This window comes from Nocardia vulneris (assembly GCF_001613425.1).
In the GTDB taxonomy this organism is placed as follows: domain Bacteria; phylum Actinomycetota; class Actinomycetes; order Mycobacteriales; family Mycobacteriaceae; genus Nocardia; species Nocardia vulneris.
Genome location: NZ_BDCI01000007.1, coordinates 408459 through 429578, shown reverse-complemented (window position 1 = coordinate 429578; position 21120 = coordinate 408459). Strand labels below are relative to the sequence as shown.

At 67.7% G+C, this 21120-nt stretch carries 21 protein-coding genes and 1 tRNA gene; 12 read left to right on the top strand and 10 right to left on the bottom strand.

Features of this window, described 5'->3' with window-relative positions:
- Nucleotides 1-71: 71 nt before the first annotated feature.
- Nucleotides 72-154, bottom strand: a tRNA-Leu gene (locus tag NVU01S_RS11230).
- Nucleotides 155-381: 227 nt separating this feature from the next.
- Here NVU01S_RS11230 and NVU01S_RS11225 point away from each other — a divergent pair.
- From NVU01S_RS11225 to NVU01S_RS11190, 8 genes are all read left to right on the top strand, one after another.
- Nucleotides 382-1785, top strand: a complete 1404-nt coding sequence (locus NVU01S_RS11225; protein ID WP_043675512.1) for an FHA domain-containing protein — start codon at nucleotides 382-384, stop codon at nucleotides 1783-1785.
- 205 nt (nucleotides 1786-1990) lie between these two features.
- Entirely contained in the window at nucleotides 1991-2458 is a 468-nt protein-coding gene (locus NVU01S_RS11220; protein ID WP_014980860.1) for an FHA domain-containing protein FhaB/FipA, read from the top strand.
- Nucleotides 2455-3942, top strand: a complete 1488-nt coding sequence (locus NVU01S_RS11215; protein ID WP_043675509.1) for a PP2C family protein-serine/threonine phosphatase — start codon at nucleotides 2455-2457, stop codon at nucleotides 3940-3942. The genes NVU01S_RS11220 and NVU01S_RS11215 overlap by 4 nt, the downstream gene beginning before the upstream one ends.
- On the top strand, nucleotides 3942-5432 hold the full coding sequence (locus NVU01S_RS11210; RefSeq protein ID WP_036556868.1) for an FtsW/RodA/SpoVE family cell cycle protein: 1491 nt from the start codon (nucleotides 3942-3944) through the stop codon (nucleotides 5430-5432). Before NVU01S_RS11215 ends, NVU01S_RS11210 begins: the two co-directional genes overlap by 1 nt.
- Nucleotides 5429-6895 carry a peptidoglycan D,D-transpeptidase FtsI family protein gene (locus NVU01S_RS11205; RefSeq protein WP_029892276.1) on the top strand — a complete coding sequence of 489 codons (1467 nt, stop codon included), beginning with the start codon at nucleotides 5429-5431 and terminating at the stop codon, nucleotides 6893-6895. Before NVU01S_RS11210 ends, NVU01S_RS11205 begins: the two co-directional genes overlap by 4 nt.
- A 31-nt stretch (nucleotides 6896-6926) precedes the next feature.
- Nucleotides 6927-8441, top strand: a complete 1515-nt coding sequence (locus NVU01S_RS11200; RefSeq protein WP_043675506.1) for a serine/threonine-protein kinase — start codon at nucleotides 6927-6929, stop codon at nucleotides 8439-8441.
- Nucleotides 8438-10342, top strand: a complete 1905-nt coding sequence (gene pknB / locus NVU01S_RS11195; RefSeq protein ID WP_043675503.1) for a Stk1 family PASTA domain-containing Ser/Thr kinase — start codon at nucleotides 8438-8440, stop codon at nucleotides 10340-10342. Before NVU01S_RS11200 ends, pknB begins: the two co-directional genes overlap by 4 nt.
- Before the next feature lie 162 nt (nucleotides 10343-10504).
- On the top strand, nucleotides 10505-10924 hold the full coding sequence (locus NVU01S_RS11190) for a CBS domain-containing protein (RefSeq protein WP_042262442.1): 420 nt from the start codon (nucleotides 10505-10507) through the stop codon (nucleotides 10922-10924).
- Nucleotides 10925-11036: 112 nt separating this feature from the next.
- Here NVU01S_RS11190 and NVU01S_RS11185 read toward each other — a convergent pair whose 3' ends face one another.
- The 4 genes from NVU01S_RS11185 to NVU01S_RS11170 form a co-directional block, all read right to left on the bottom strand.
- Nucleotides 11037-11312 carry a peptidase inhibitor family I36 protein gene (locus NVU01S_RS11185; RefSeq protein ID WP_167829415.1) on the bottom strand — a complete coding sequence of 92 codons (276 nt, stop codon included), beginning with the start codon at nucleotides 11310-11312 and terminating at the stop codon, nucleotides 11037-11039.
- A 157-nt stretch (nucleotides 11313-11469) separates the two neighbouring features.
- Complete coding sequence (locus tag NVU01S_RS11180) at nucleotides 11470-11928, bottom strand: deaminase (protein ID WP_043675497.1); 459 nt, start codon at nucleotides 11926-11928, stop codon at nucleotides 11470-11472.
- Between the two features lie 71 nt (nucleotides 11929-11999).
- Entirely contained in the window at nucleotides 12000-12683 is a 684-nt protein-coding gene (locus NVU01S_RS11175; protein ID WP_043675494.1) for a RibD family protein, read from the bottom strand.
- A 67-nt stretch (nucleotides 12684-12750) separates the two neighbouring features.
- A complete protein-coding gene (locus NVU01S_RS11170) occupies nucleotides 12751-13395 on the bottom strand; it encodes an aminodeoxychorismate/anthranilate synthase component II (RefSeq protein ID WP_043675492.1) in 645 nt (214 codons plus the stop codon).
- A gap of 179 nt (nucleotides 13396-13574) precedes the next feature.
- Between NVU01S_RS11170 and crgA the strand changes: the two genes are divergently transcribed.
- Both crgA and NVU01S_RS11160 read left to right on the top strand, forming a co-directional pair.
- Complete coding sequence (gene crgA, locus NVU01S_RS11165; RefSeq protein ID WP_043675629.1) at nucleotides 13575-13838, top strand: cell division protein CrgA; 264 nt, start codon at nucleotides 13575-13577, stop codon at nucleotides 13836-13838.
- A gap of 119 nt (nucleotides 13839-13957) precedes the next feature.
- Entirely contained in the window at nucleotides 13958-14440 is a 483-nt protein-coding gene (locus NVU01S_RS11160; RefSeq protein WP_052280918.1) for a PH domain-containing protein, read from the top strand.
- 49 nt (nucleotides 14441-14489) lie between these two features.
- On the opposite strand, the gene NVU01S_RS11155 is transcribed toward NVU01S_RS11160, so the two are convergent.
- Nucleotides 14490-15356: a rhomboid family intramembrane serine protease gene (locus NVU01S_RS11155; RefSeq protein WP_043675489.1), complete on the bottom strand. Its 867-nt coding sequence runs from the start codon at nucleotides 15354-15356 to the stop codon at nucleotides 14490-14492.
- 4 nt (nucleotides 15357-15360) lie between these two features.
- On the bottom strand, nucleotides 15361-15888 hold the full coding sequence (locus tag NVU01S_RS11150) for a peptidylprolyl isomerase (RefSeq protein ID WP_043675486.1): 528 nt from the start codon (nucleotides 15886-15888) through the stop codon (nucleotides 15361-15363).
- A 127-nt stretch (nucleotides 15889-16015) separates the two neighbouring features.
- On the opposite strand from NVU01S_RS11150, the gene NVU01S_RS11145 reads away from it, so the two are divergent.
- Nucleotides 16016-16228 carry a hypothetical protein gene (locus NVU01S_RS11145; protein WP_042262458.1) on the top strand — a complete coding sequence of 71 codons (213 nt, stop codon included), beginning with the start codon at nucleotides 16016-16018 and terminating at the stop codon, nucleotides 16226-16228.
- Here the strand turns inward: NVU01S_RS11145 and NVU01S_RS11140 are convergent, their stop codons facing one another.
- The 3 genes from NVU01S_RS11140 to NVU01S_RS11130 form a co-directional block, all read right to left on the bottom strand.
- On the bottom strand, nucleotides 16229-17077 hold the full coding sequence (locus tag NVU01S_RS11140) for an ABC transporter permease (RefSeq protein ID WP_014980844.1): 849 nt from the start codon (nucleotides 17075-17077) through the stop codon (nucleotides 16229-16231). It lies immediately after the preceding gene.
- Nucleotides 17074-18072, bottom strand: coding sequence for a daunorubicin resistance protein DrrA family ABC transporter ATP-binding protein (locus NVU01S_RS11135; protein ID WP_043675482.1), 999 nt, complete (start codon nucleotides 18070-18072; stop codon nucleotides 17074-17076). The genes NVU01S_RS11140 and NVU01S_RS11135 overlap by 4 nt, the downstream gene beginning before the upstream one ends.
- Before the next feature lie 931 nt (nucleotides 18073-19003).
- Nucleotides 19004-19933, bottom strand: coding sequence for an acyl-CoA dehydrogenase family protein (locus NVU01S_RS11130; protein WP_043675479.1), 930 nt, complete (start codon nucleotides 19931-19933; stop codon nucleotides 19004-19006).
- Nucleotides 19934-20381: 448 nt separating this feature from the next.
- Between NVU01S_RS11130 and NVU01S_RS11125 the strand changes: the two genes are divergently transcribed.
- Entirely contained in the window at nucleotides 20382-21086 is a 705-nt protein-coding gene (locus NVU01S_RS11125; protein ID WP_043675477.1) for a YoaK family protein, read from the top strand.
- Nucleotides 21087-21120: the final 34 nt, after the last annotated feature.

Genomic DNA, 21120 nt, shown 5'->3' with positions numbered 1-21120 from the left:
CCCCACAAATACGAGTGAAACGAGCAAGGCTCGTGCCCTTTACGAGCACGAGCCTTGCACGAGTGCAACGGTGGGCGAAGGGGGACTTGAACCCCCACGTCCCGAAGGACACTGGCACCTGAAGCCAGCGCGTCTGCCATTCCGCCACTCGCCCGAGCGACTCCGAGACAGTATCACGCACCACGCGCGGACACGAAATCGTGCTTGTCGGCTGGTGACGCGGGGGCTGGACAAGCCGGGGAACCTGCTGATCGCGCCAAGAGTTACAGGTGTGGACGATCGTGGATATCATGCAATGAACGTGCTCGATACGCGACACGCCATATCCGCGTGTCGTTGTTACGGATCCGAAGAACTGACGCTCACCGAAGGGAGGCCGAGATGGGCATCGTTTCACGGTTCGAGCGTCGTCTGCAGGGCGCCGTCGGTGACGTGTTCGCTCGGGTGTTCGGCGGGAATGTCGTGCCGCAGGAGGTGGAGGCGGCGCTGCAACAGGAGGCCGCCGATCATGTCCAGGAGCTCGGCGGCGGACATCTGTTGGCGCCCAACAGCTATGTGATCACGATCAATTCTTCGGATCACCAGCAACTGGATGCCGATCACGACCTCACGACCCGCGCGTTCGCCAAGCATCTGCAGGATTACATCCGGGAGCAAGGGTGGCAGACCTACGGCGAAGTACACGTGGCTTTCGAGGCATCACCTACGCTGCACACCGGACAGTTCAGGGCAAGCGGCCGGGTCGACCCGGACATCGGTCGCCGAGCTACACCAGCTCACAGCCCCGAACCCCCGCCACAACGACCTGATAACCCGCAACCAGGAGCTGGCCCCATGACGCAGAACTCAGGCTACGACCCGAGCCGTGAGCCCGCGGAGTCCGATCCACGCAACCGCGGGTACGCCCCACCGCCTGCTGGTCGCGGCGGTCCGCAGAACGGCGCGTACCGCGAGGACTACGGTCGTGGCGCTGCACCGTATGGTTCGGCCGACTATCAGGCGCCGGACGCGCAGCAGGGGTATGGCGAGTACCAGAACGGCTACGACTATCAGCAGGGTGGCCAGGCCTACGGTCAGCCGGGCTATCAGGAGCCGGGGTACGGCCAGCAGCAGGGCTATGCCGATCGCGCTTACGGTCAGCAGGGTTACCAGGAGCCGGGGTACGGCCAGCAGGGCTATCAGGAGCCCGGCTACGGCCAGCAGGGTTACCAGGAACCGGGTTACGGCCAGCAGGGTTACGGCCAGCAAGGCTATGGCGATCAGGCGTACGCGGATCCGGCGTACGGCCAGCAAGGTCAGGGCTACGCCCAGCCGGGGTACGGCCAGCAGGGCTATGCCGAGCCGGGTTACGGCGATCAGGCTTACGCCGAGCCGGGTGCGTACGGCCAGGACGACCAGGGCGGTTACGGCCAGGCCTATTCGCAGCAGCCGGGGTACGGCCAGCAGCCGGGCTATGGCGCCGCGCCGGCGTACGGCGCTGCCCCGCAGGCCGGTTCGGGCTATTCCGCGACTCTTCAGCTCGATGACGGCAGCGGCCGCACCTACCAGTTGCGCGAGGGCAGCAACATCATCGGCCGTGGCCAGGACGCGCATTTCCGGCTGCCCGACACGGGTGTTTCGCGCAGACATATCGAGGTCCGCTGGGACGGTTCGACCGCGATGCTCTCGGATCTGGGTTCCACCAACGGCACGCTGGTCAACGGTTCGCCCGTGCAGGACTGGCAGCTCGCCGACGGGGATGTCATCCGCGCCGGGCACTCCGAGATCCTGATCCGTATCGTCTGATCCCGTAAGCTCGCGATGCCGGTCACGACTTGGCCATCAGGGATTCGTCGGTCGTATCGTGATCGAAATCGACCTTCGGCCCTATGATGCTGCCAACACACGCACGGCACCGGATACCGGGGTCGGCAAGACCAGCATGCTGGTGGGGGTGGTCGAACCGCACCTACGGCACCGACATACACGGTCGAACAGGAGGTGGAGCGCCGTGCAGGGACTGATCCTGCAACTGACCCGTGCGGGGTTCCTTCTGCTGTTGTGGTTGTTCGTGTGGGCGGTGCTGCGCACCTTGCGCAGCGACATCTACGCGGCATCCGGCATTCGGATCCAGCCCAGGGCCGCACGCGGTTCCGCGGTGCTGCCCTCCTTCAGCCGGGGCCAGAAGGGCGCCAAATTTCTTGTGGTGACTCAAGGTTCACTCGCCGGCACCCGCATCTCGCTAGGCACCCAACCGGTGCTGATCGGGCGTGCGGACGATTCCACGCTGGTGCTCACCGATGACTACGCCTCGACCAGACATGCGCGACTGTCTCCCCGCGGCGACGATTGGTACGTCGAAGATCTCGGTTCGACGAACGGCACCTATCTCGATCGCGCGAAAGTCACCACTGCCGTGCGGGTTCCGCTCGGCACTCCGGTCCGTGTCGGCAAAACAGTGATCGAGCTGCGATCGTGACACTCGTTCTCCGCTACGCAGCGCGCAGCGACCGCGGTCTCGTCCGAGGCAACAACGAAGACTCCGTCTACGCGGGCGCACGGCTGCTCGCGCTCGCCGACGGCATGGGTGGCCATGCCGCAGGCGAGGTGGCCTCGCAGCTGATGATCGCCGCGCTGGCGCATCTGGACGACGACGAGCCGGGCGACGATCTGCTCGGCAAGCTCGACACGGCGACGCGGGAGGGCAATGCCGCGATCGCCGATCAGGTCGAGGAGGAGCCCGAGCTGGACGGGATGGGCACCACGCTCACCGCGATCCTGTTCGCGGGCAAGAAGCTGGGCCTGGTCCATATCGGTGACTCCCGCGCCTATCTGCTGCGCGGCGGCGAGCTCGCCCAGATCACCAGGGACGACACGTTCGTGCAGTCGCTGGTCGACGAGGGCCGGATCACGCCCGAGCAGGCGCACACCCATCCGCAGCGTTCGCTGATCATGCGCGCGCTCACCGGCAACGAGATCGAGCCGACGCTGATCATGCGGGAGGCGCGCGCGGGTGATCGCTACCTGCTGTGCTCCGACGGCCTCTCCGATGTGGTGAGCGACGAGACCATCGCGAACACCATGCGCGAGGGTTCCACCGACGAGTGCGCCGACCGGCTCATCGAGCTCGCGCTGCGCAGCGGCGGCCCGGACAATGTCACGGTGGTCGTCGCGGATGTGATCGATCTCGACTACGGCCAGAGCCATCCGATCGTCGCCGGTGCGGCGTCCGGGGTGGACGAGGACACGCCGCCACCGAATACCGCGGCGGGCCGGGCGGCGGCGATGCGTCCGCCGCGCGCCGCACCGCGCCGGGCGGCGGCGGCACCGGAGCCGGAGGCCAAGGGCAAGTCGCACAAGCTGCGCTGGATCATGCTCGCGGTGGCGCTGGTGGTCGCGGTCAGCGTCGGACTGCTGGTCGGCTACAAGATGATTCGCAGCAACTACTACGTCGGGGCGGACAACGGCTCGGTGGTGATCCTGCGCGGGTTACCGGGTTCGGTGCTCGGCTACTCGATCCACGACGTGAACCAGGTCGGCTGCGTCACCAAGACCGGTGAGCTCTCGCTGGTGAACCCGGGCGCCGATCTGCCGTCGGCGTGCAAGCAGCTGAAGGTCACCGATCTCAAGCAGACGGGCCGCGAGCAGGTCGGGCGCGGTCTGCCGCCGGGCTCGCTCGATCGCGCGAAGGAGCAGATGCGCTCCATCGCGCAGGGCGAGCTGCTGCCGCCGTGCCCGGTGAAGGAGTCGGTGCCGCAGCCGGGCGTGCTGCCCCAGCCCGCCGAGCCGCAGCCGCCGTTGCCGCCGGCCACCAGCAGTGCCCCCACCACCACCGTCGAGCCCGCGCCGCCGGGCCCCGGTGACGCTCGCCCCACACCGACCAAGTCGGAGGCTCCGGTTCCGCCGTCGACCACGTCGTCGAACCCCCAGATCGCGGGGGAGAACTGCCGGGTGACGGACTGATGTCCGCACCGGCACCGCCGTCCGCTGGGGCTTTTCCCAGTCCTCCCGGCGGCTTCGCTCCCGCGCCCCCGCCGAGCACTCGACGCAATGTCGAACTGTTGCTGCTGGCGGGCGCGGCAGTGATCACCACGGCGGCGCTGTTCCTGGTCGAGGCCAGTCAGGAGCAGTCGCTCACCTGGGATATCGCCAAATACGGTGCCGCCTATCTCGGTTTGTTCGGCGTGGCGCATCTGGCGGTGCGCCGGTTCGCCCCCTTCGCCGACCCGCTGCTGCTGCCGATCGTCGCGCTGTTGAACGGGCTCGGGCTGGTGCTGATCCACCGGCTCGACCTGGCCGATCAGCAGACCGCGGTCTACAACTCGTGGTCGATGCCCTCCCCCGACGCCAACAAGCAGATCCTGTGGACCGGTCTCGGCATGGTGGTGTTCGTCGTGCTGCTGATCGCCTTGCGGGACTACCGCACGCTGGCGCGCTACAGCTACACCCTCGGGCTGGTCGGGCTCGTCGCGCTGGCCATGCCCGCGCTGCTGCCGAGCCGGTTCTCCGAGATCAACGGCTCCAAGAACTGGATCAAGGTGCCGGGCTTCAACATTCAGCCCGCCGAGTTCGCAAAGATCCTGCTGATCATCTTCTTCGCCTCGGTGCTGGTGGCCAAGCGCGACCTGTTCACCGCGGCCGGTCGGCACCTGCTGGGCATGGAGTTCCCGCGCGGCCGCGACCTCGGTCCGATCGTGGTGGTCTGGATCGTCTGCGTCGGCGTGCTCGTCTTCGAGAAAGACCTCGGCACCTCGCTGCTGATCTTCGGCACGGTGCTGGTGATGCTCTACATCGCCACCGAGCGAGTGGGCTGGCTGATCATCGGCGGCGCGCTGCTCGGCCTCGGCTTCGTGTTCGCCTACCAGACTTTCGGGCACGTCCAGGTGCGCACGCAGACCTGGCTGCACCCGTTCGACGATTACAACAACACCGGCTATCAGATCTCGCAGTCGCTGTTCGGCCTGGCCACCGGCGGTCTCGCGGGCACCGGCCTGGGCAGCGGGCGCCCCAACCAGGTGCCCTTCGCCAAGACCGACTTCATCATCACCACCATCGGTGAGGAACTCGGGCTGATCGGGCTCACCGCGGTGCTGGTGCTGTTCCTGGTGTTCATCGTGCGCGGCCTGCGCACCGCGCTCGCCGTGCGCGACAGCTTCGGCAAGCTGCTGGCGGCCGGGCTGGCGTTCACCATTGCGATCCAGTTGTTCGTGGTGGTCGGCGGTGTCACCAAGTTGATCCCGCTCACCGGCCTCACCACGCCGTTCATGTCCTACGGTGGTTCCTCGCTGCTGGCCAACTACGCGCTGCTCGCGTTGCTGATCAAGGTGTCCGACGCGGCCCGCGCGCCCGCGCCCGCCCGCAAGAGCGTGCCCGCCGCCCCGATCGCGGACGCGACGACCGAGTTGCTGCGCAAGCCCGAGGGCGGCCGGCCGGAAGCGGGGCCCGCGACATGAACACTCCCCTACGCCGGGTCGCGATCGCCGTGATGGTGATGATCGTCGCGCTGCTGCTCAACGCCACCTACGTCCAGGTGATCAAGGCCGACGACCTACGCACCGATCCGCGCAACAACCGCGTGCTGCTCGACGAGTACTCGCGCCAGCGCGGGCAGATCTCCGCGGGCGGCACCGTGCTGGCGAATTCGGTGGCCACCGACGACCGGTACAAGTACCTGCGCACCTACCCGACCTCGCCGGAGGCCTACGCCCCGGTCACCGGGTTCTACTCGATCCAGTACAAGACCACGGGACTCGAGCGGGCCGAGGACTCGGTGCTCAACGGGTCCGACAGTCACCTGTTCGGGCAGCGGCTGGTCGACATGGTGTCGGGCCGGGATCCGCGCGGCGGCAACGTGATCACCACGCTCGACCCGGCCATGCAGCAGGTCGCCTACGACCAGTTGACCAGCAAGGGCTACACCGGTTCGGTGGTGGCGATCGAGCCGAGCACCGGCAAGATCCTCACCATGGTGTCCACGCCGAGCTACGACCCCAACCTGCTGTCCGGGCACGACGGGGCGAGCGGCACCAAGGCGTGGGAGGAGCTCAGCGCCGACGAACGCCAGCCGATGCTGAATCGCGCTGTCTCGCAGACCTATCCGCCGGGTTCCACGTTCAAGGTGGTGGTCACCGCCGCGGCGCTGGCGAACAACGTCGCGACGCCGGAGGACCAGTTCACCGCGGCGCCGAACATCACGCTGCCGGGCACCAGCACCACGCTGGAGAACTACAACGGCAGCAACTGCGGGCCCGGCCCGACCGCCTCGCTGTACGACGCGTTCCGGCTCTCGTGCAACACCGCGTTCGCCGAACTCGGGGTCAAGGTGGGCGCCGCGAACCTCAAGGACGAGGCGGCCGCCTTCGGCATCGGCACGCACCGCGATATCCCGATCCCGGTGGCCGAGGGCACCGTCGGCCCCATTTCGGACAACGCCGCGCTGGCCCAGAGCAGCATCGGGCAGCGGGACGTGGCGCTGACGCCGCTGGACAACGCGGTGATCGCCGCGACCGTGGCCAACGGCGGGGTCCGGATGCAGCCGTACCTGGTCGACCAACTGCAGGGGCCCGACCTCAGTGAGTTGTCGAAAACCAAGCCGGTCTCGGTCGGCCAAGCGGTCAGCGCACAGGTAGCGTCTTCGCTGACGAATCTGATGATCGCCTCGGAAAGCAACACCGCCGGAGGTAACAAGTCCCGCTATCAGATCGCTTCCAAGACCGGCACCGCCGAGCACGGCAGCGATCCACGCAAAACCCCACCGCACGCCTGGTACATCGCCTTCGCGCCCGCCCAGAATCCGAAGATCGCCATCGCGGTGGTCGTGGAGAACGGCGGCGACCGGGCGCTGGCCGCGACCGGCGGTTCGGTGGCCGCGCCGGTCGCGCGTGCGGTGCTGGACGCCGGTCTGCGAGGGGGCTGAACGAGATGGATGTGCGAGTGAAGGTACGGGGATGCTGAACAACGGTGCGATGATCGCCAACCGCTATCGGCTGCAACGGCTGATCGCGACCGGCGGCATGGGCCAGGTCTGGGAGGCGCTGGACACCCGGCTGGATCGCCGGGTGGCGGTCAAGGTGCTCAAGTCGGAGTTCTCCGCCGACCCGACGTTCCGGCATCGGTTCCGCACCGAGGCCAAGACCACCGCCCAGCTGAACCACCCCGGGATCGCGGGCATCTACGACTACGGCGAGACCACCGACCCGCAGGGCAGTGAAACCGCCTACCTGGTCATGGAACTGGTGCAGGGCGAGCCGCTGAACACGGTGCTGAACCGGCTCGGCCGGCTCTCCGTCGGCCAGGGGCTCGACATGCTCGAGCAGACCGGGCGCGCGCTCGATGTGGCGCACCGGGCCGGGGTCGTGCACCGCGACGTGAAGCCGGGCAACATCCTGGTGACGCCGACCGGTCAGGTGAAGATCACCGACTTCGGCATCGCCAAGGCCGTGGACGCCTCGCCGGTGACCAAGACCGGCATGGTGATGGGCACCGCCCAGTACATCGCGCCGGAGCAGGCGGTCGGCGAGGACGCCACCGCCGCCAGCGACGTGTACTCGCTCGGCGTCGTCGGCTACGAGGCGCTGGCCGGTACCCGGCCGTTCAGCGGCGACGGCGCGATCACGGTCGCGATGAAACACGTCCGCGAGGCGCCGCCGCCGATGCCCGGCGATCTGCCCGGCAACGTGCGCGAGCTGATCGAGATCACCATGGGCAAGGACCCGAACCTGCGCTACGCCAGCGGCGGCGAGTTCGCCGACGCGGTGGCCGCGGTGCGCGCGGGCCGCAGGCCGCCCCCGCCGCGCGGTGCGGGCGCGGGGACGCCGCTGACCGGCGCCACCCGGGTGCTGCCGCCCGGCCCGACCGTCGTGTTGCCGTCCACCCCTTCGGATTTCGACGGCGCGACGGTGCGCTATTCGACGCCGGCCGGCGGTGCGCTCGGCGCGGCGGGCCAGGCCACGGGCGCGGCGCCCGCGACGATGCTCAACCCGGGCACCGGTGGCAACCGCGTGCCGCCGCAAGACAAGGGCTTCACCACCACGCAGAAGTGGACCGCGGCCGGCGTCGCGGTCGGCGTGCTGCTCGTCGCCACCGTCGGCTACCTGATGTTCGGCGGCGACACCAACCCGAACAAGGGCCCGGCGACGACCACGACGTCGGTGCCCGCGCCGAAGCCGCCGCCCCCGCCGGTGACCAGCACGACGACGCCGAAACCTGTTCCGCCGCCGCCGACCACGGTCGAGCGGACCACCACGACGGAACCGCCGACCACCACCCCCGAACCGACCACCACCACCCCGACCCCGACGACGACCACGCCGTCGACGAGCAGCAAACCGACGACGACCGCGCCGACCACTACCCGGCCGCGAGTTCCGACGATCGACATACCATTTCCGGAGATTCCCGGAGCCCGAGGCCCCTCCGGCTCCGTCGGCGCGCCCGCTACTTCTTCGCAAGGACAACCATGACGACCCCGAAGAATCTCTCCTCCCGCTACGAGCTGGGCGAGATCATCGGGTTCGGCGGTATGTCCGAAGTACACAAGGCGCGCGATCTACGGCTCAGCCGGGATGTCGCGATCAAGGTGCTGCGCGCCGACCTGGCCCGCGACCCCACGTTCTACCTGCGGTTCAAGCGGGAGGCGCAGAACGCCGCCGCGCTGAACCATCCGGCCATCGTCGCGGTGTACGACACCGGCGAGGCCAAGGTCGACGACGGTCCGCTGCCCTACATCGTGATGGAGTACGTCGACGGCGAGACGCTGCGCGATATCGTGCGCGGCAAGGGTCCGCTGCCGCCGCGCCGGGCCATGGAGGTCATCGCCGACGTCTGTGCCGCACTGGATTTCAGCCACAAGGCCGGCATCGTGCACCGCGACATGAAGCCCGCCAACATCATGATCAACCGGGCGGGCGCGGTGAAGGTGATGGACTTCGGCATCGCCAGAGCGATCGCCGACAGCTCCAACCCGATGACCCAGACCGCCGCGGTAATCGGTACCGCGCAATACCTTTCGCCCGAGCAGGCGCGCGGCGAGACCGTCGACGCGCGCTCCGACGTGTACTCCGTCGGCTGCGTGCTGTTCGAAATCCTCACCGGTGAGCCGCCTTTCACCGGCGACTCGCCCGTCGCGGTGGCCTACCAGCACGTCCGGGAAGATCCGCGGCTGCCCTCGCACGTGCATCCCGGGGTGCCCCGCGAGCTCGACTCGGTGATTCTCAAGGCGATGAGCAAGAACCCGGCCAACCGCTACCAGAGCGCGGCCGAGATGCGCGCGGACCTGATCCGGGTGCTCGGTGGGCAGAAGCCGAGCGCCCCGATGGTGATGACCGACGAGGACCGCACCACCGTCTTCGGCAACACCGAGCCCGCGCCGCGCAGCTACCGCACCATCGAGCGCAACGACGACACCTCCGAGCAGGCGTCGGTGGATCCCGGCGGCCCGCGCCGCACGATCTACCTCGCCGTCGCCGCGGCCGCCGCGGTCGCCGTCGCGTTCACCCTGTTCTGGGTGCTGATCGGGCCGGGCAGCAAGCCGGACCAGGTGACGGTGCCCGATGTGTCGGGCAAGTCCTCGCAGCAGGCGATCGATGCGCTGCAGAAGGCCGGCTTCACCGTGGCCAGCTTCCAGAAGGCCGACAGCAAGGTCGCGACCGGCAATGTCATCGCCACCCAGCCGCTGGGCGGCTCGCGCGTGGACAAGGGCAGCACCATCACCGTGCAGGTGTCCACCGGTCCCACCCAGGTGCAGGTACCCAAGCTCGACGGGCTGACCCAGCAGGAGGCCGAGGCCGAACTGCGCAAGAACAGCTTGCAGATGGATCCGACCGTGCAGCGCAAGCCGTCCAGCACGCAGGAGAAGGACAAGGTCATCGGGCAGGATCCGTCGGCCGGGTCGCGGGTGGACGCCGACCGGGTCATCGTGGTGACCCTCGGCTCCGGTCCGGAACCGATCCGCGTGCCCAACGTGGTCGGCCAGGACATCGAGGTCGCCCGGCCGAATCTGGTGGACAGTGCCGGATTCAAGATCACGATCGAGAAGGTGCCGTCCAGTCGTCCGGTCGGTGAGGTGCTCGCGACCAGCCCGGCCGGCGGCACGACGGTCGAGAAGGGTTCGACCGTTGTCGTCCAGGTGTCCAGCGATCAGATCAAGATGCCGTCGCTGACCGGACTCACGGTCGCGCAGGCGGTGGACAAGCTGCAGAAGGAGGGCTGGACCGGCTCGCAGAGCCAGATCAGCCAGTCCCCGCAGGGCACGTTCGACGCGGGCAGCGTGGGTCGCATCATCACCCAGGCGCCCGCGGCGGGTGGTTCGCTGCCGAAGAGCGGCGCGGTGCAGGTCGGCGTCGGCGTGCTCGGGCCGCCGTAGTCGCGACGGAACTTTCACCCGCAGTGGATGAGCGGACCTTCGGGTCCGCTCATTTCTGTTTTCGGCAGTTGTTCCGCAAAGCACCGACCAGTCGGTGTGTTCGGCGGCAGAATTGGTGTGCTCCATCCGAATCAGCTGTGCTGAGTAGCGAGGAGGAAACCGATGACGACCGCCAGGGACATCATGAAACCCGGTGCGCAGTGGATCGCGAAGGACGAAACCGTCGGCAAGGCCGCCCGCGTGATGGCCGAGCTCGGCGTCGGGTCGCTGGTCATCGCCGACGACAACGATCGGATGTGCGGCATCATCACCGACCGCGACATCGTCGTGAAGTGCATCGCCCAGGGGCGCTCGCCCGGCACCACCCGCGCGGCCGAACTCTGCGAGTCGACGCCCCGCTGGGTCGCCGCCGACGCCGATATCGAAGAAGTGCTCGACGAGATGGAAAGTCACCGGATCAAACGAATGCCGGTGATCGACAACAAGCGCCTCGTCGGCATGATCAGCGAGGCCGACTTGGCCCGTCACCTCGACGACAACCAACTCGGCGAATTCGTGACTGCGGTCTACGGACGGCCGTAAAACCTGCTCGACATATTCGGGCTCGAATTTCGAACGGTTCGACGTATTTCTACTGAGTTCATCGAGCAGAAAGCTTCGGCTGCCATAAATCTATGGCAGCCGAATGCTGCTGTCAGGCCGGCGACATCGAGTGCGCCAGGAACCCGATGCCCCGATACACCGTCCGGGCGTCGAGCACGATGCTCTTCCCCGTGCAGTTCGAGTTCGCCCACAGGGTGACCTTCTGGTTGAGCGCGTTGTGCGCCGAGCGGATCGGCGTCGTATCCCAGCAGCCCTCAGGCGATTTCGAGTGGAAGTCGGCGCCGGTGTAGCCGACCTCCGACCAGCCACAGAACCTATCCGTCCGGCAGGTGCCCGATCCGTTGCCGTCCGCTTCGGCTGTTCCCATTTGCAACAGGAAAATGGACGAAACGGCGGCAGTGAGCGCGGCGAACTTCGAGAAAGAAAACACTTCGATCCCCCAGGGTGTGAATTGCCGATTTGGCTGTTCACAGATATACCGGAGGCGCCGCATAACGGTCAATGAGTGTCGAATACCCTGGCAGTCAGTCTGACAAATCGAGGTGGCGGTTCATCGACATCGCTTCGGCTGCCAGTTCGGTCAGCTCGACCACCTCGACGCCGTGCTCACGCAGCTTTTCCACACCGACGCAGTTGGTCACGAAGGTCGCGGGTTCGCGCCAGGCGAGGACCACCCTGGGAATCCCGGCCTGCAGGATTCGATCCGTACATGGCAGCCGGGTGGCGGTGCCGCGCTGCGAGCACGGCTCCAGCGTGGTGTAGATCGTCGCCGCGGACAGTCGCGGGTCGGCCGCGTCCAGCTTGTTCAGCGCGGACTCCTCGGCGTGCACCTTGTCGTCGGTCTCGCGGGAGTACCCGGTAGCGATCGCCAGCCCGGCGGCGACGATCACCGCGCCGACGGAGAACGCCGTCGCGCTCGGCGGGCAGTCGCGTGCCAGCTCGATCGCCTGCCGCATGAATCGCACGTCCTGCGTGTCACCCATCGCGCGCCTTTCGATCCAGGTTGTATCCCTTGTCCCCCTACGCATCGCCCCCCCGGCCGGATCTGCGGGGCTCAGCGCATGCCCGCCTCGAGGAAATAGGTCAGCACCGCGACGTCACCGACCTGGTCGACCCCGGCCAGCTGCATGCGGCGGTGTGGCGAACCGGGAAAGCTCGCGGGATCGAGGAATCGGGGCGCCGCACGGTCGCCCACCAGGAGGGGCGCGACCGCGAGGTGCAGTTCGTCCGCGAGATCGGCGGCGAGGAACGCGGTGTGTATCCGGGTGCCACCCTCCACCATGAGGCGTGCGATGCCGCGCCGGCCGAGGTCGTCGAGCAGCGCGCCGAAGTCGAGTTCGGCGCCGAGCGTGACGACTTCGGCGAGCCCAGTCAGCCGGTCCCCGATCCGCGCCGCGCCCGCGTCGGTGGTGTAGACGAGTTTGTCCCCGCCGTGGTGCCAGAACCGCAACCCGGGATCGAGGTCACCACCGGCGGTGACCGTGATCTTCACCGGATACTCGGGCTTGCCCGCCGCGACGCGCGCGGCCCGGCGCTCGGCGCTGTCCACCAGCAAGCGCGGATTGTCCCGGCGCAGAGTTTCCGCCCCGATCAGGATCGCGTCGGAGTCCGCGCGGACCTGGTCGACCCGGTCGAAATCGGCCGGGCCGGACAGACGCAGCCGTTGCGGACTCGCGTCATCGATGTACCCGTCGACGCTCACCGCGACAGACAGCAAGACGTAGGGCCGGGTTGCCATTACGCCGCACCCCTGACTTGCGGCGAGTCGAGATCGGTGCGTCCGCGGCTGTGACCCGGGCGGCGACTCACTGCAGCACCAGCGCGGCGACCTCCGCCTCGAGCATTTCGACGAGCCCCTCCGCGGGGCGTTCGCCACAGATGCCGAGCCAGTTGGCCAGCATCCGGTGCCCGCCCTGGGTCAGCACCGATTCGGGATGGAACTGCACGCCCTGGATGGGCAGCGTGCGGTGCCGCATCGCCATCACGATGCCGCTCTCGGTGCGGCCGAGCACCTCGATTTCCGCGGGCAACGTCTCTTCCAGCACGGTGAGCGAGTGGTAGCGGGTCGCAGTGAACGGGTCGGGCAGCCCGGCCAGCACGCCTGCCCCGACGTGGAACACCGAGCTGGTCTTGCCGTGCAGCAGTTCCGGGGCGCGGGTCACGGTCGCGCCGAACGCCTCACCGATCGCCTGATGGCCGAGGCACACGCCGAGCAGCGGCACCGCGTGCCGGGCGCAGGCGCGGACCAGCTCGATGCTGGCACCCGCACGATCCGGGGTGCCGGGGCCGGGGCTGATCAGGATGCCGTCGAACTGGGCGACCACCGCGTCGACGTCGGCCAGCTGCGGGTCGTCGTTGCGCCACACGACCGCCTCGGCACCCAACTGTCCGAGGTACTGGACCAGGTTGAAGACGAAGCTGTCGTAATTGTCGACGACCAGAACACGCATGCTCTGAGATTACGTCCCCGCCTGACACCGCGTCGCATCCAATACCAGTTGGGATAGCCTAGAGGCACACCGGAGGGCAGCCAGAGCCTTGTCCACAGCGGCGAGCGAGCTCGGCACCACCACTCGGCACACCGCGTTTGCCCGCCGGTACCGACCTGAACGCCGAACACGAGGACGTCATGCCGAAGTCGAAGGTCCGTAAGAAGACCGACTACACGATCAACCCTGCCAGCCGGACTCCGGTGAAGGTCAAGGTCGGCCCGTCGCCGGTCTGGTACGTCACCATCATGCTCGGTTTCATGCTCGCCGGGCTGGCCTGGCTGCTCGTCTACTACATCGCCGCCGATCACATCGGCTGGATGAGCGATCTGAACGCGTGGAACTTCCTGATCGGATTCGGCCTCATGGTCGTCGGTCTGATCATGACCATGCGGTGGCGCTGACACCACATCTGGGTGGCCGAAGGTGACGCAGACACCACATCTGGATTACAGACGTGTCATTCATACACACCTGTGGATGAATCTGTGGACAACTCGCGCAACGCTGGGGAAAGTGGCCTGTGACGTCTGAATCTCCTGCTCAGCAGCCTGGTGACAACTCGGCGCAGCTGGCCTGGACCACCCCCGCCGCCGCCCTCGCGGCCGTCACGGGCGGCGGCGTGCTCCTGGCCGTGGCGACGATCTTCGCCGGCGACGCACCGGCCCGGTTGCTCATCGGCCTGGCGGCGGCCGGCCTGCTCGCGCTGGCCGGGCTCGGCTTCCGGCAGCGCCCCCGGCTCAGCGTCGTCCCCGGCACCGACCCGCGGATGGTGGTCCGCACCCTCTTCGGCCCGGACGAATACACCCGCGAGCAGATCATCCGGGCGCGCGTCGTCGACTATCGCCGCCTCGGCCGCAAGATGCCGATGCTGGAGATCGACGTGCGCCACGCCGACACCGAGCGCCTGCTCATCTTCGGGCGCTGGGATCTGGGCACCCGGCCCGACGAGGTGCACGCCGCCCTCGTCCGCGCGCTTCGGCTGTCCGGCAAGACCACCCGCTGAACCCGGTCCGAGCGACCCGCTCTTGTTTCACGTGAAGCCGAGAACCCGGTCAGGTCAACGACATCGCGGTCGCACCGATCACCGCGAGCGAGATCAGCGCGACCACGCCCACCGCGCTCCAGCCGATGAGCCGCGCCGCCTGCGGCGATTTCGCCCGTAGCCAGCCCGGTAGGAACAGGATGCCGAGCGTCGCCGAGGTGCCCGCCGCCAGTCCGCCCAGGTGACCCCACAGCGAGATGCCGGGCAAGGAGAAGCTGATGAACACGTTGATGGCGATCAAGATCAGCATCTGATTCGGGTTCTGCCGCAGCCGGATCAGGATCACGGTGATCGCGCCGAACAGGCCGTACACGGCGCCGGACGCGCCCGCGGTGGCGCTGTCCTGGGCGAACACCATGACGGCCGCGGCACCGCCGAGCAGCGACACCAGATACACCGAGAGGTAGCGCAGCCGGCCGAGCACCAGTTCCGCGTCCCGGCCGATCACATACAGCGCGAACATGTTGAGCAGCAGATGAATCGGGCCGTAGTGCAGGAAGCCCGAACCCAGCACGCGCCACCACTGACCGTCGGCGACCGCGGGCGGGTACAGCACCCAGCGCAGGAACAGGTCCGAGGCTCGGTTCTCCAGCAGGCTCTGCGCCTGGGCGGCCGTCACCGCGAAGATCGCGACGTTGACCGCGATCAGCGCGTAGGTCACGAACGGCAACGATCCGCGGGCAGCCGGTGCACCCGCGACGGTACGCACCGGGGCCACGTCACGCTGATCCTGACGCAGACAATCGACGCAGTGCTGGCCGACCGAGGCCGGGCGCAAGCATTCCGGGCAGGACGGCCGTCCGCAGCGTGTGCACGCCAGACCGGTCGGACGATTCGGGTGACGGACGCACGTGGGTGCGGGCGGCTGAGCGGTCATAGTCTCATTCGATCGTGATCTTGGTGATTTCGACGGGTTCCAGGGGACGGTCGTTGCGATCGGTCGGCGTCGTGGCGATCGAGTCGACCACCTTGCGCGACTCCGGATCGACGACCTCACCGAAGATGGTGTGCTTGCGGTTGAGATGCGGCTGCGGGCCGACGGTGATGAAGAACTGCGAACCGTTGGTCGCCGGTCCGGCGTTGGCCATCGCCAACAGGTAGCCACGGTCGAAACGCAGCTCCGGATGGAATTCGTCGCCGAACTCGTATCCCGGGCCGCCGCGGCCGGTGCCGGTCGGGTCGCCGCCCTGAATCATGAACCCGGCCATCACCCGATGGAAGACGGCGCCGTCGTAGAACGGGCCGGTACTGCCGCCGCTCGCGTTCGCAGTGGTGTACGAGGCCGAACCGTCGGCCAGCCCGACGAAATTGCGGACCGTCTTGGGGGCGTGGTTACCGAAGAGCGAGATCTTGATATCGCCGTGATTCGTGTGGAGCGTCGCCACAGCGGTCTGGTTCGGTGAGGTCACGCCGCAATGCTACGGTCCCGCCGCGGCGAACCCGCGACGCGGCGGCAAGAGTCGCTCGTTTCGACCCGGGACGAACTGCTGAGCTGGAGATACTGCATGAACTACGCGGTTGTGCCAGCATGGGCCAATGACCTTGGGGCGCCTACATGTATCCGCACGTACCCGGTACCGGCTGATCGTCGCGGCGGCCGTCGCGCTCGCGGGTGGGGTGGCCCTGCTGATACGCAGCAAACGACCGCAGCCGCCCGCGCCCGCCCCGGAACCGCCGCGGATCGGGTACTCCCGCAACGGCTCCGCGCCGACCCCGGTGGCCGGCGCCGGCGCGGAGAACGGACGCTGATCAGCGACTGACGGCCTTCTTGTACTGCCGGATCGCCAGCGGCACGAACACCACCATGATCACCACCACCCAGACGAGCGTGGTCGCCACCGGATGCCGCAGCGACCACGCCTCCGGGGTGGGTGCCAGCGGGCTGGTGTTGCCGAACAGGTCGCGCGTCGCCTGGGTCAACGCGGACACCGGATTCCATTCGGCGACGACCCGCAGCACCGACGGCAGTTTCTCGCTCGGTACGAAGGTGTTGCCGATGAAGGTCAGCGGGAACACCACCATGAAGCTGGCGTTGTTGAACACCTCGGGCGTGCGCACCAGCAGCCCGACCACCGCCATGATCCAGGACACCGCGTAGGCGAACAGCAGCAGCAAGGCGTACGCCAGCACCGCGTCCAGGAACGAACCGCGGATCCGCCAGCCGACCACCAATCCGGTCAGTGACATCACGGTCAGGCTGACCACGTTGATCACCACGTCGCTGAGCGTGCGCCCGATCAACACGGCCGAGGGGGCCATGGGCAGCGACCGGAACCGGTCGATGATGCCCTTCTGCATGTCCTCGGCCAGGGCGGCGCCGGTGAACGAGGCGCCGAACACCACGGTCTGCGCGAAAATGCCCGCGATCAGGAATTCCCGGTAGCCGCCGGACATGCCGGGCACATCGATCGCCGCGCCGAAAATATAGGCGAACAACAGCACGAACATGATCGGCGAGAGGGTCGAGAAGATCAAGACGTCGGGCACTCGCTTGATCTTGATAACGCCGCGTTTGGCAATGGTCAGGCTATCGCTGACGACAATAGCCAGCTTCGCCCCGATCGAGGGCCGGTCGACGACCGGAATCGCCACGGTCATCGTGTCTTTCCTTCCGTGGTTTCGAGTTCGCCCGCGCCTTCGCCGTTGACGAGTTCCTCGGCTTCGTGTCCGGTGAGGGTGAGGAACACGTCGTCCAGCGAGGGCCGGCGCAGTCCGACATCGTGCAGTTTCACGTCGTTCTCGGCGAGCTTGTTGATCGCCGCGACCAGTGCCTGGGACCCGTCCGACACCGGCACGGTGATCCGCCGCAACCCCGGTTCGACGTGAATCTCCCCGTCCGCCAAGCTTTTCAGCACCTGCGTGGCGACCCCGAGATTGTCCACGTGGTCGACGGTGAGCTCGATCCGGTCGCCGCCGACCATGGTCTTGAGCTCGTCGGCGGTGCCGCGCGCGATGACCTTGCCGTGGTCGATCACCGCGATGGCGTCGGCCAGCCGGTCCGCCTCGTCCATGTACTGCGTGGTGAGCAGCAGCGTGGTGCCGCCCGCCACCAGCTCCTCGATGACGTCCCAGAGGTCGAGCCGGGCGCGCGGATCGAGGCCGGTGGTCGGCTCGTCCAGGAACAGCACCGGCGGGTTGGCCACCAGCGCTCCCGCCAGGTCGAGCCGCCGGCGCATACCGCCGGAATAACCTTTCACCGGACGGTCGGCGGCATCGCTGAGCCGAAAACGGTCGAGCAGTTCCCGCGCCCGTTCCTTACTGCGCTGCACACCCATGTGATACAGCCGGCCGACCATTTCCAAATTCTCGAAGCCGGTCAGATATTCGTCGACGGCGGCATATTGGCCGGACGCGCCGATCCGGGAGCGCAGGGCGCGCGGATCGGCGAGCACGTCGATACCCGCGACGGTGGCCCGGCCGGCGTCCGGTATCAGCAGCGTGCTGAGCACCCGGACGGTAGTGGTTTTACCTGCGCCGTTCGGGCCGAGCAACGCGGTGACGGTCCCCTCCGGGACCGTGAGATCGAGTCCGTCGAGCGCGACCAGCCGGCCGTATCGTTTGACCAGACCCTCGGCGACTATTGCGTCGGGCATGACTCTCCTGGGATTTGTGAGTTTTCATAGGATGTATTTGCGCGACGCCGGTAGATCCGACGCCGGCCAATTCGCGTGATCGGGTCGCTGGCCGATTCCGTGTCAGTATTGCGCTACCCACCGACAAGTTCATCCGATTTGTTCGTCACCCGTGTCGCGATAAGTCCCGCCGCCGGTGCCGCTCCTGCCCGAGATCGACAGGCACCCTTTCTCTCTACAATGTACAGAGATCTTGGCCGGTTGCCCAGACCCGATCGGACCGACCCGGGGCAAAACGAAGGTCGCACCTCGATCCAGGCGGTGCTCGGGGGTGCCGGATCGAAGTGCGACCGGATAAATAGTCCCGCCCGGGACCCCGCATCGTCGTGCGTAGCGCACTACCCGATTCGTCCTCGGGCGCTACTCGACCGGCCATGCCTCGACACCAAACCGACCGGGCGAGTTGAACATCCGACCGGCACGGGTCCGCGCACCAGCGCATCGAGGAAGCAGGTTCGCCGCGACGGTCCGGACACGCCGCCTGGCACCGACACGCGACATATTCACCCTCGGACACGGCGTGTACCGCATGTTCCGACAGCGATCCTCGACACACAGAGACCGGTCGGCATGTTCAGCGCGCCGACCCCCATCCATCCGGCGCACCGCGGAGTGCGTAGGTATCGACCTGCGCAACAGCGGTTTTGGCAAACACCAGGCCACCTCCGCGCCGAGCGGATTCCGCGCGGATTCCGCCGCCGAAACGACCCCCGGCTACGGGAAAGATCGCGGGCCCGGAAAAAGTCGAGAAAGTGGCGCTCCCCACGCGCACACAATCGCGAATCATCGCGTAGGATCATTCACGTCGGCCCCTCCCCCCCGGGCCGACCTTACGCGGGCCTCGGCTAACTCCCCCCCTTCGCCGAGGCCCGCTCCCCATTTCTGGACCGGGTCAGCCGAGGTGCTCGGCGCCCGGCAATACCGATCGCCAAGCCGTTGCCAGCCGCTGCTCGCGGACCCGCCCGGCGACCCCGAGCAGCGGACGATCCCGCTCCCACCGCTCCCGCGTCAGCGAATCCACCGACCCCCACAGCGAATCCAGTTCGGCCGACAGACGCTGGACGAACTCGAACACGCCACCGAGCGCGATGTGCACGCCGGGCGAGCCCGGCGCATCGATATCCAGCCCGCGCACCGCCGCGACGCCGGTCAGCAGTCGTTCGAGCACCGACTGCGGCCACGCCGCGGTCCGCGCCACCCGCACCAGCCAGCCGAGCGTGGCCGCGAGCACGTGGATGTCCTCGATGGTGCGGAACGGCTTGAGATAGTCCAGGTAGCCGTCGCCGGGCAGCACCGTGGCCGCGACGTCGGTCAGGATGACCGTCGCGTGCGGGATCTCCGGTGCGAACGCGGTCGTGGGCAGACCCGTCACCTGCACGCCGGGTTGCGGCAGCTCGACCGTGGTGGCGCGCAAGCGATTCCGGCCGTCCGGGCCGGTCCCCACACTGGCGATCACCACCAGCCGCTGCGCCAGCATGCCCAGCGTCGCAAAGGTTTTCGTGCCGTTCAGCCGGACTTCGCCGTGCGCCTCGGTCACCGTCGTCTCGATCGCCGCGGGATGCCCGCCGCCCGCCTCCGTCGCACACAGCGCAACCAGCTCGTCATCGGCCAGGTCGGGAATGAGCGTGCGCACCGCCTCCTGATATCCGGACAGGAACGCGTAGCCGAGGCGGTCGGCGCCGAATCCGCCCGCGACGGCGATATCGACCGGTTTGTCGAAACGGTTGGCCGCCACCCGATGCCGGGTCCAGGCCGCGCCGACATCATCGAGCGGCGTCGCGGCGAGCGGTTCGGTCAGCAGGAAATCGAGCACGGAATCCACTCGTGCACGGTAACCGGCACCGGTGGATTTTCCGTGCCGGTCCCGCCGGCGGCCCGCAGGATCTGCCGCTTCGGATCCTGCGGTGAGCGCCAGGCCGACGAGGTCACTGTGCTGGTCATGCCGAAGGCTCCCGCCGTGCGATCTTGCGTGCTACCGGTCACACCGGCCGGTTCCCGCGACGCCGCACGCACGAGCTGTCGTCGCTGTCCCGACCGGGATTCGTGGTTACTCCTTGTAACTGACGACATCAGGCGTCACCGCCTGTGAACAGGGAAGACGGCACTTTCGCGACACTGGGCTACCGCCGGTATACCGATCGGCGCAGTGAAAGCCACCGCGCATAGCCGCGAGTGATCTCCCGGCAACTCGCCGCGGCGCAGCTGCGCACCCCGGCGCGGAGCAGGTATCACTGATGGGGACACATCCGCCTCTAAAAGGAGTCTGAGCTGTGCCTGTACCGGACGAAGAGCGTAGGCGGGCACTGTTCGACAACGAGGCCAGATTGTCCTGGGTACTGGCCGCGTTGGCCGGTTTGATCGGCGCCGCGGCGTTCATGCACACCGCGGGCTATTTCGTCACGTTCATGACCGGCAACACCGAACGCGCCATCCTCGGCCACTTCCACGACCAGAAGGACACGGCGCTCGCGGCGGCCTGCCTGCTCGCGTCGTTCGTCGGCGGCGTGGTGGTCGCCTCCTGGTGCCGGCGGCACTTCTGGTCCGGGCACCCGCACGGCCCGACGCTGCTGACCACCTTCAGCCTGGCCACCGCCTCCATCATCGACCTGGCCCGCATCCAGAACGCACCCGATATCGACTTCGTGCCGATCCTGTTCGTCGCGTTCGGCGTCGGCGCGCTCAACACCTCGTTCGTGAAGGACGGCGAAGTGTCGGTGCCGCTGAGCTATGTCACCGGCACGCTGGTGAAGATGGCGCAGGGCATCGAACGCCATATCAGCGGCGGCGACTACGCGGATTGGCTCGGCTACTTCCTGCTGTATGTGAGTTTCGCGTTCGGCGCACTGCTCGGTGGTCTGCTCAGCATGGTGGTCGCCGGTTGGGCGATGCTGATCACCGCCACCGCCGTGTGCCTGGTCGTGACCGGCTACACCTATCTGCACCTCGACCGGCACGGCCCGCTCTCCGAGGAGTGAGCCCGGCGCTTTTCCCGTGCGACTGCCCGGAGAC

Excerpts from the sequence above, each read along its gene's own strand:
- NVU01S_RS11190 (WP_042262442.1), top strand. The coding sequence starts at position 10,505 with ATGACGACCGCCAGGGACATCATGAAACCCGGTGCGCAGTGGATCGCG.
- crgA (WP_043675629.1), top strand. The coding sequence starts at position 13,575 with ATGCCGAAGTCGAAGGTCCGTAAGAAGACCGACTACACGATCAACCCT.
- NVU01S_RS11205 (WP_029892276.1), top strand. The coding sequence starts at position 5,429 with ATGAACACTCCCCTACGCCGGGTCGCGATCGCCGTGATGGTGATGATC.
- NVU01S_RS11140 (WP_014980844.1), bottom strand. The coding sequence starts at position 17,077 with ATGACCGTGGCGATTCCGGTCGTCGACCGGCCCTCGATCGGGGCGAAG.
- NVU01S_RS11185 (WP_167829415.1), bottom strand. The coding sequence starts at position 11,312 with ATGGGAACAGCCGAAGCGGACGGCAACGGATCGGGCACCTGCCGGACG.
- NVU01S_RS11145 (WP_042262458.1), top strand. The coding sequence starts at position 16,016 with ATGACCTTGGGGCGCCTACATGTATCCGCACGTACCCGGTACCGGCTG.
- NVU01S_RS11135 (WP_043675482.1), bottom strand. The coding sequence starts at position 18,072 with ATGCCCGACGCAATAGTCGCCGAGGGTCTGGTCAAACGATACGGCCGG.
- NVU01S_RS11155 (WP_043675489.1), bottom strand. The coding sequence starts at position 15,356 with ATGACCGCTCAGCCGCCCGCACCCACGTGCGTCCGTCACCCGAATCGT.
- pknB (WP_043675503.1), top strand. The coding sequence starts at position 8,438 with ATGACGACCCCGAAGAATCTCTCCTCCCGCTACGAGCTGGGCGAGATC.
- NVU01S_RS11170 (WP_043675492.1), bottom strand. The coding sequence starts at position 13,395 with ATGCGTGTTCTGGTCGTCGACAATTACGACAGCTTCGTCTTCAACCTG.
- NVU01S_RS11210 (WP_036556868.1), top strand. The coding sequence starts at position 3,942 with ATGTCCGCACCGGCACCGCCGTCCGCTGGGGCTTTTCCCAGTCCTCCC.
- NVU01S_RS11175 (WP_043675494.1), bottom strand. The coding sequence starts at position 12,683 with ATGGCAACCCGGCCCTACGTCTTGCTGTCTGTCGCGGTGAGCGTCGAC.
- NVU01S_RS11225 (WP_043675512.1), top strand. The coding sequence starts at position 382 with ATGGGCATCGTTTCACGGTTCGAGCGTCGTCTGCAGGGCGCCGTCGGT.
- NVU01S_RS11180 (WP_043675497.1), bottom strand. The coding sequence starts at position 11,928 with ATGGGTGACACGCAGGACGTGCGATTCATGCGGCAGGCGATCGAGCTG.
- NVU01S_RS11200 (WP_043675506.1), top strand. The coding sequence starts at position 6,927 with ATGCTGAACAACGGTGCGATGATCGCCAACCGCTATCGGCTGCAACGG.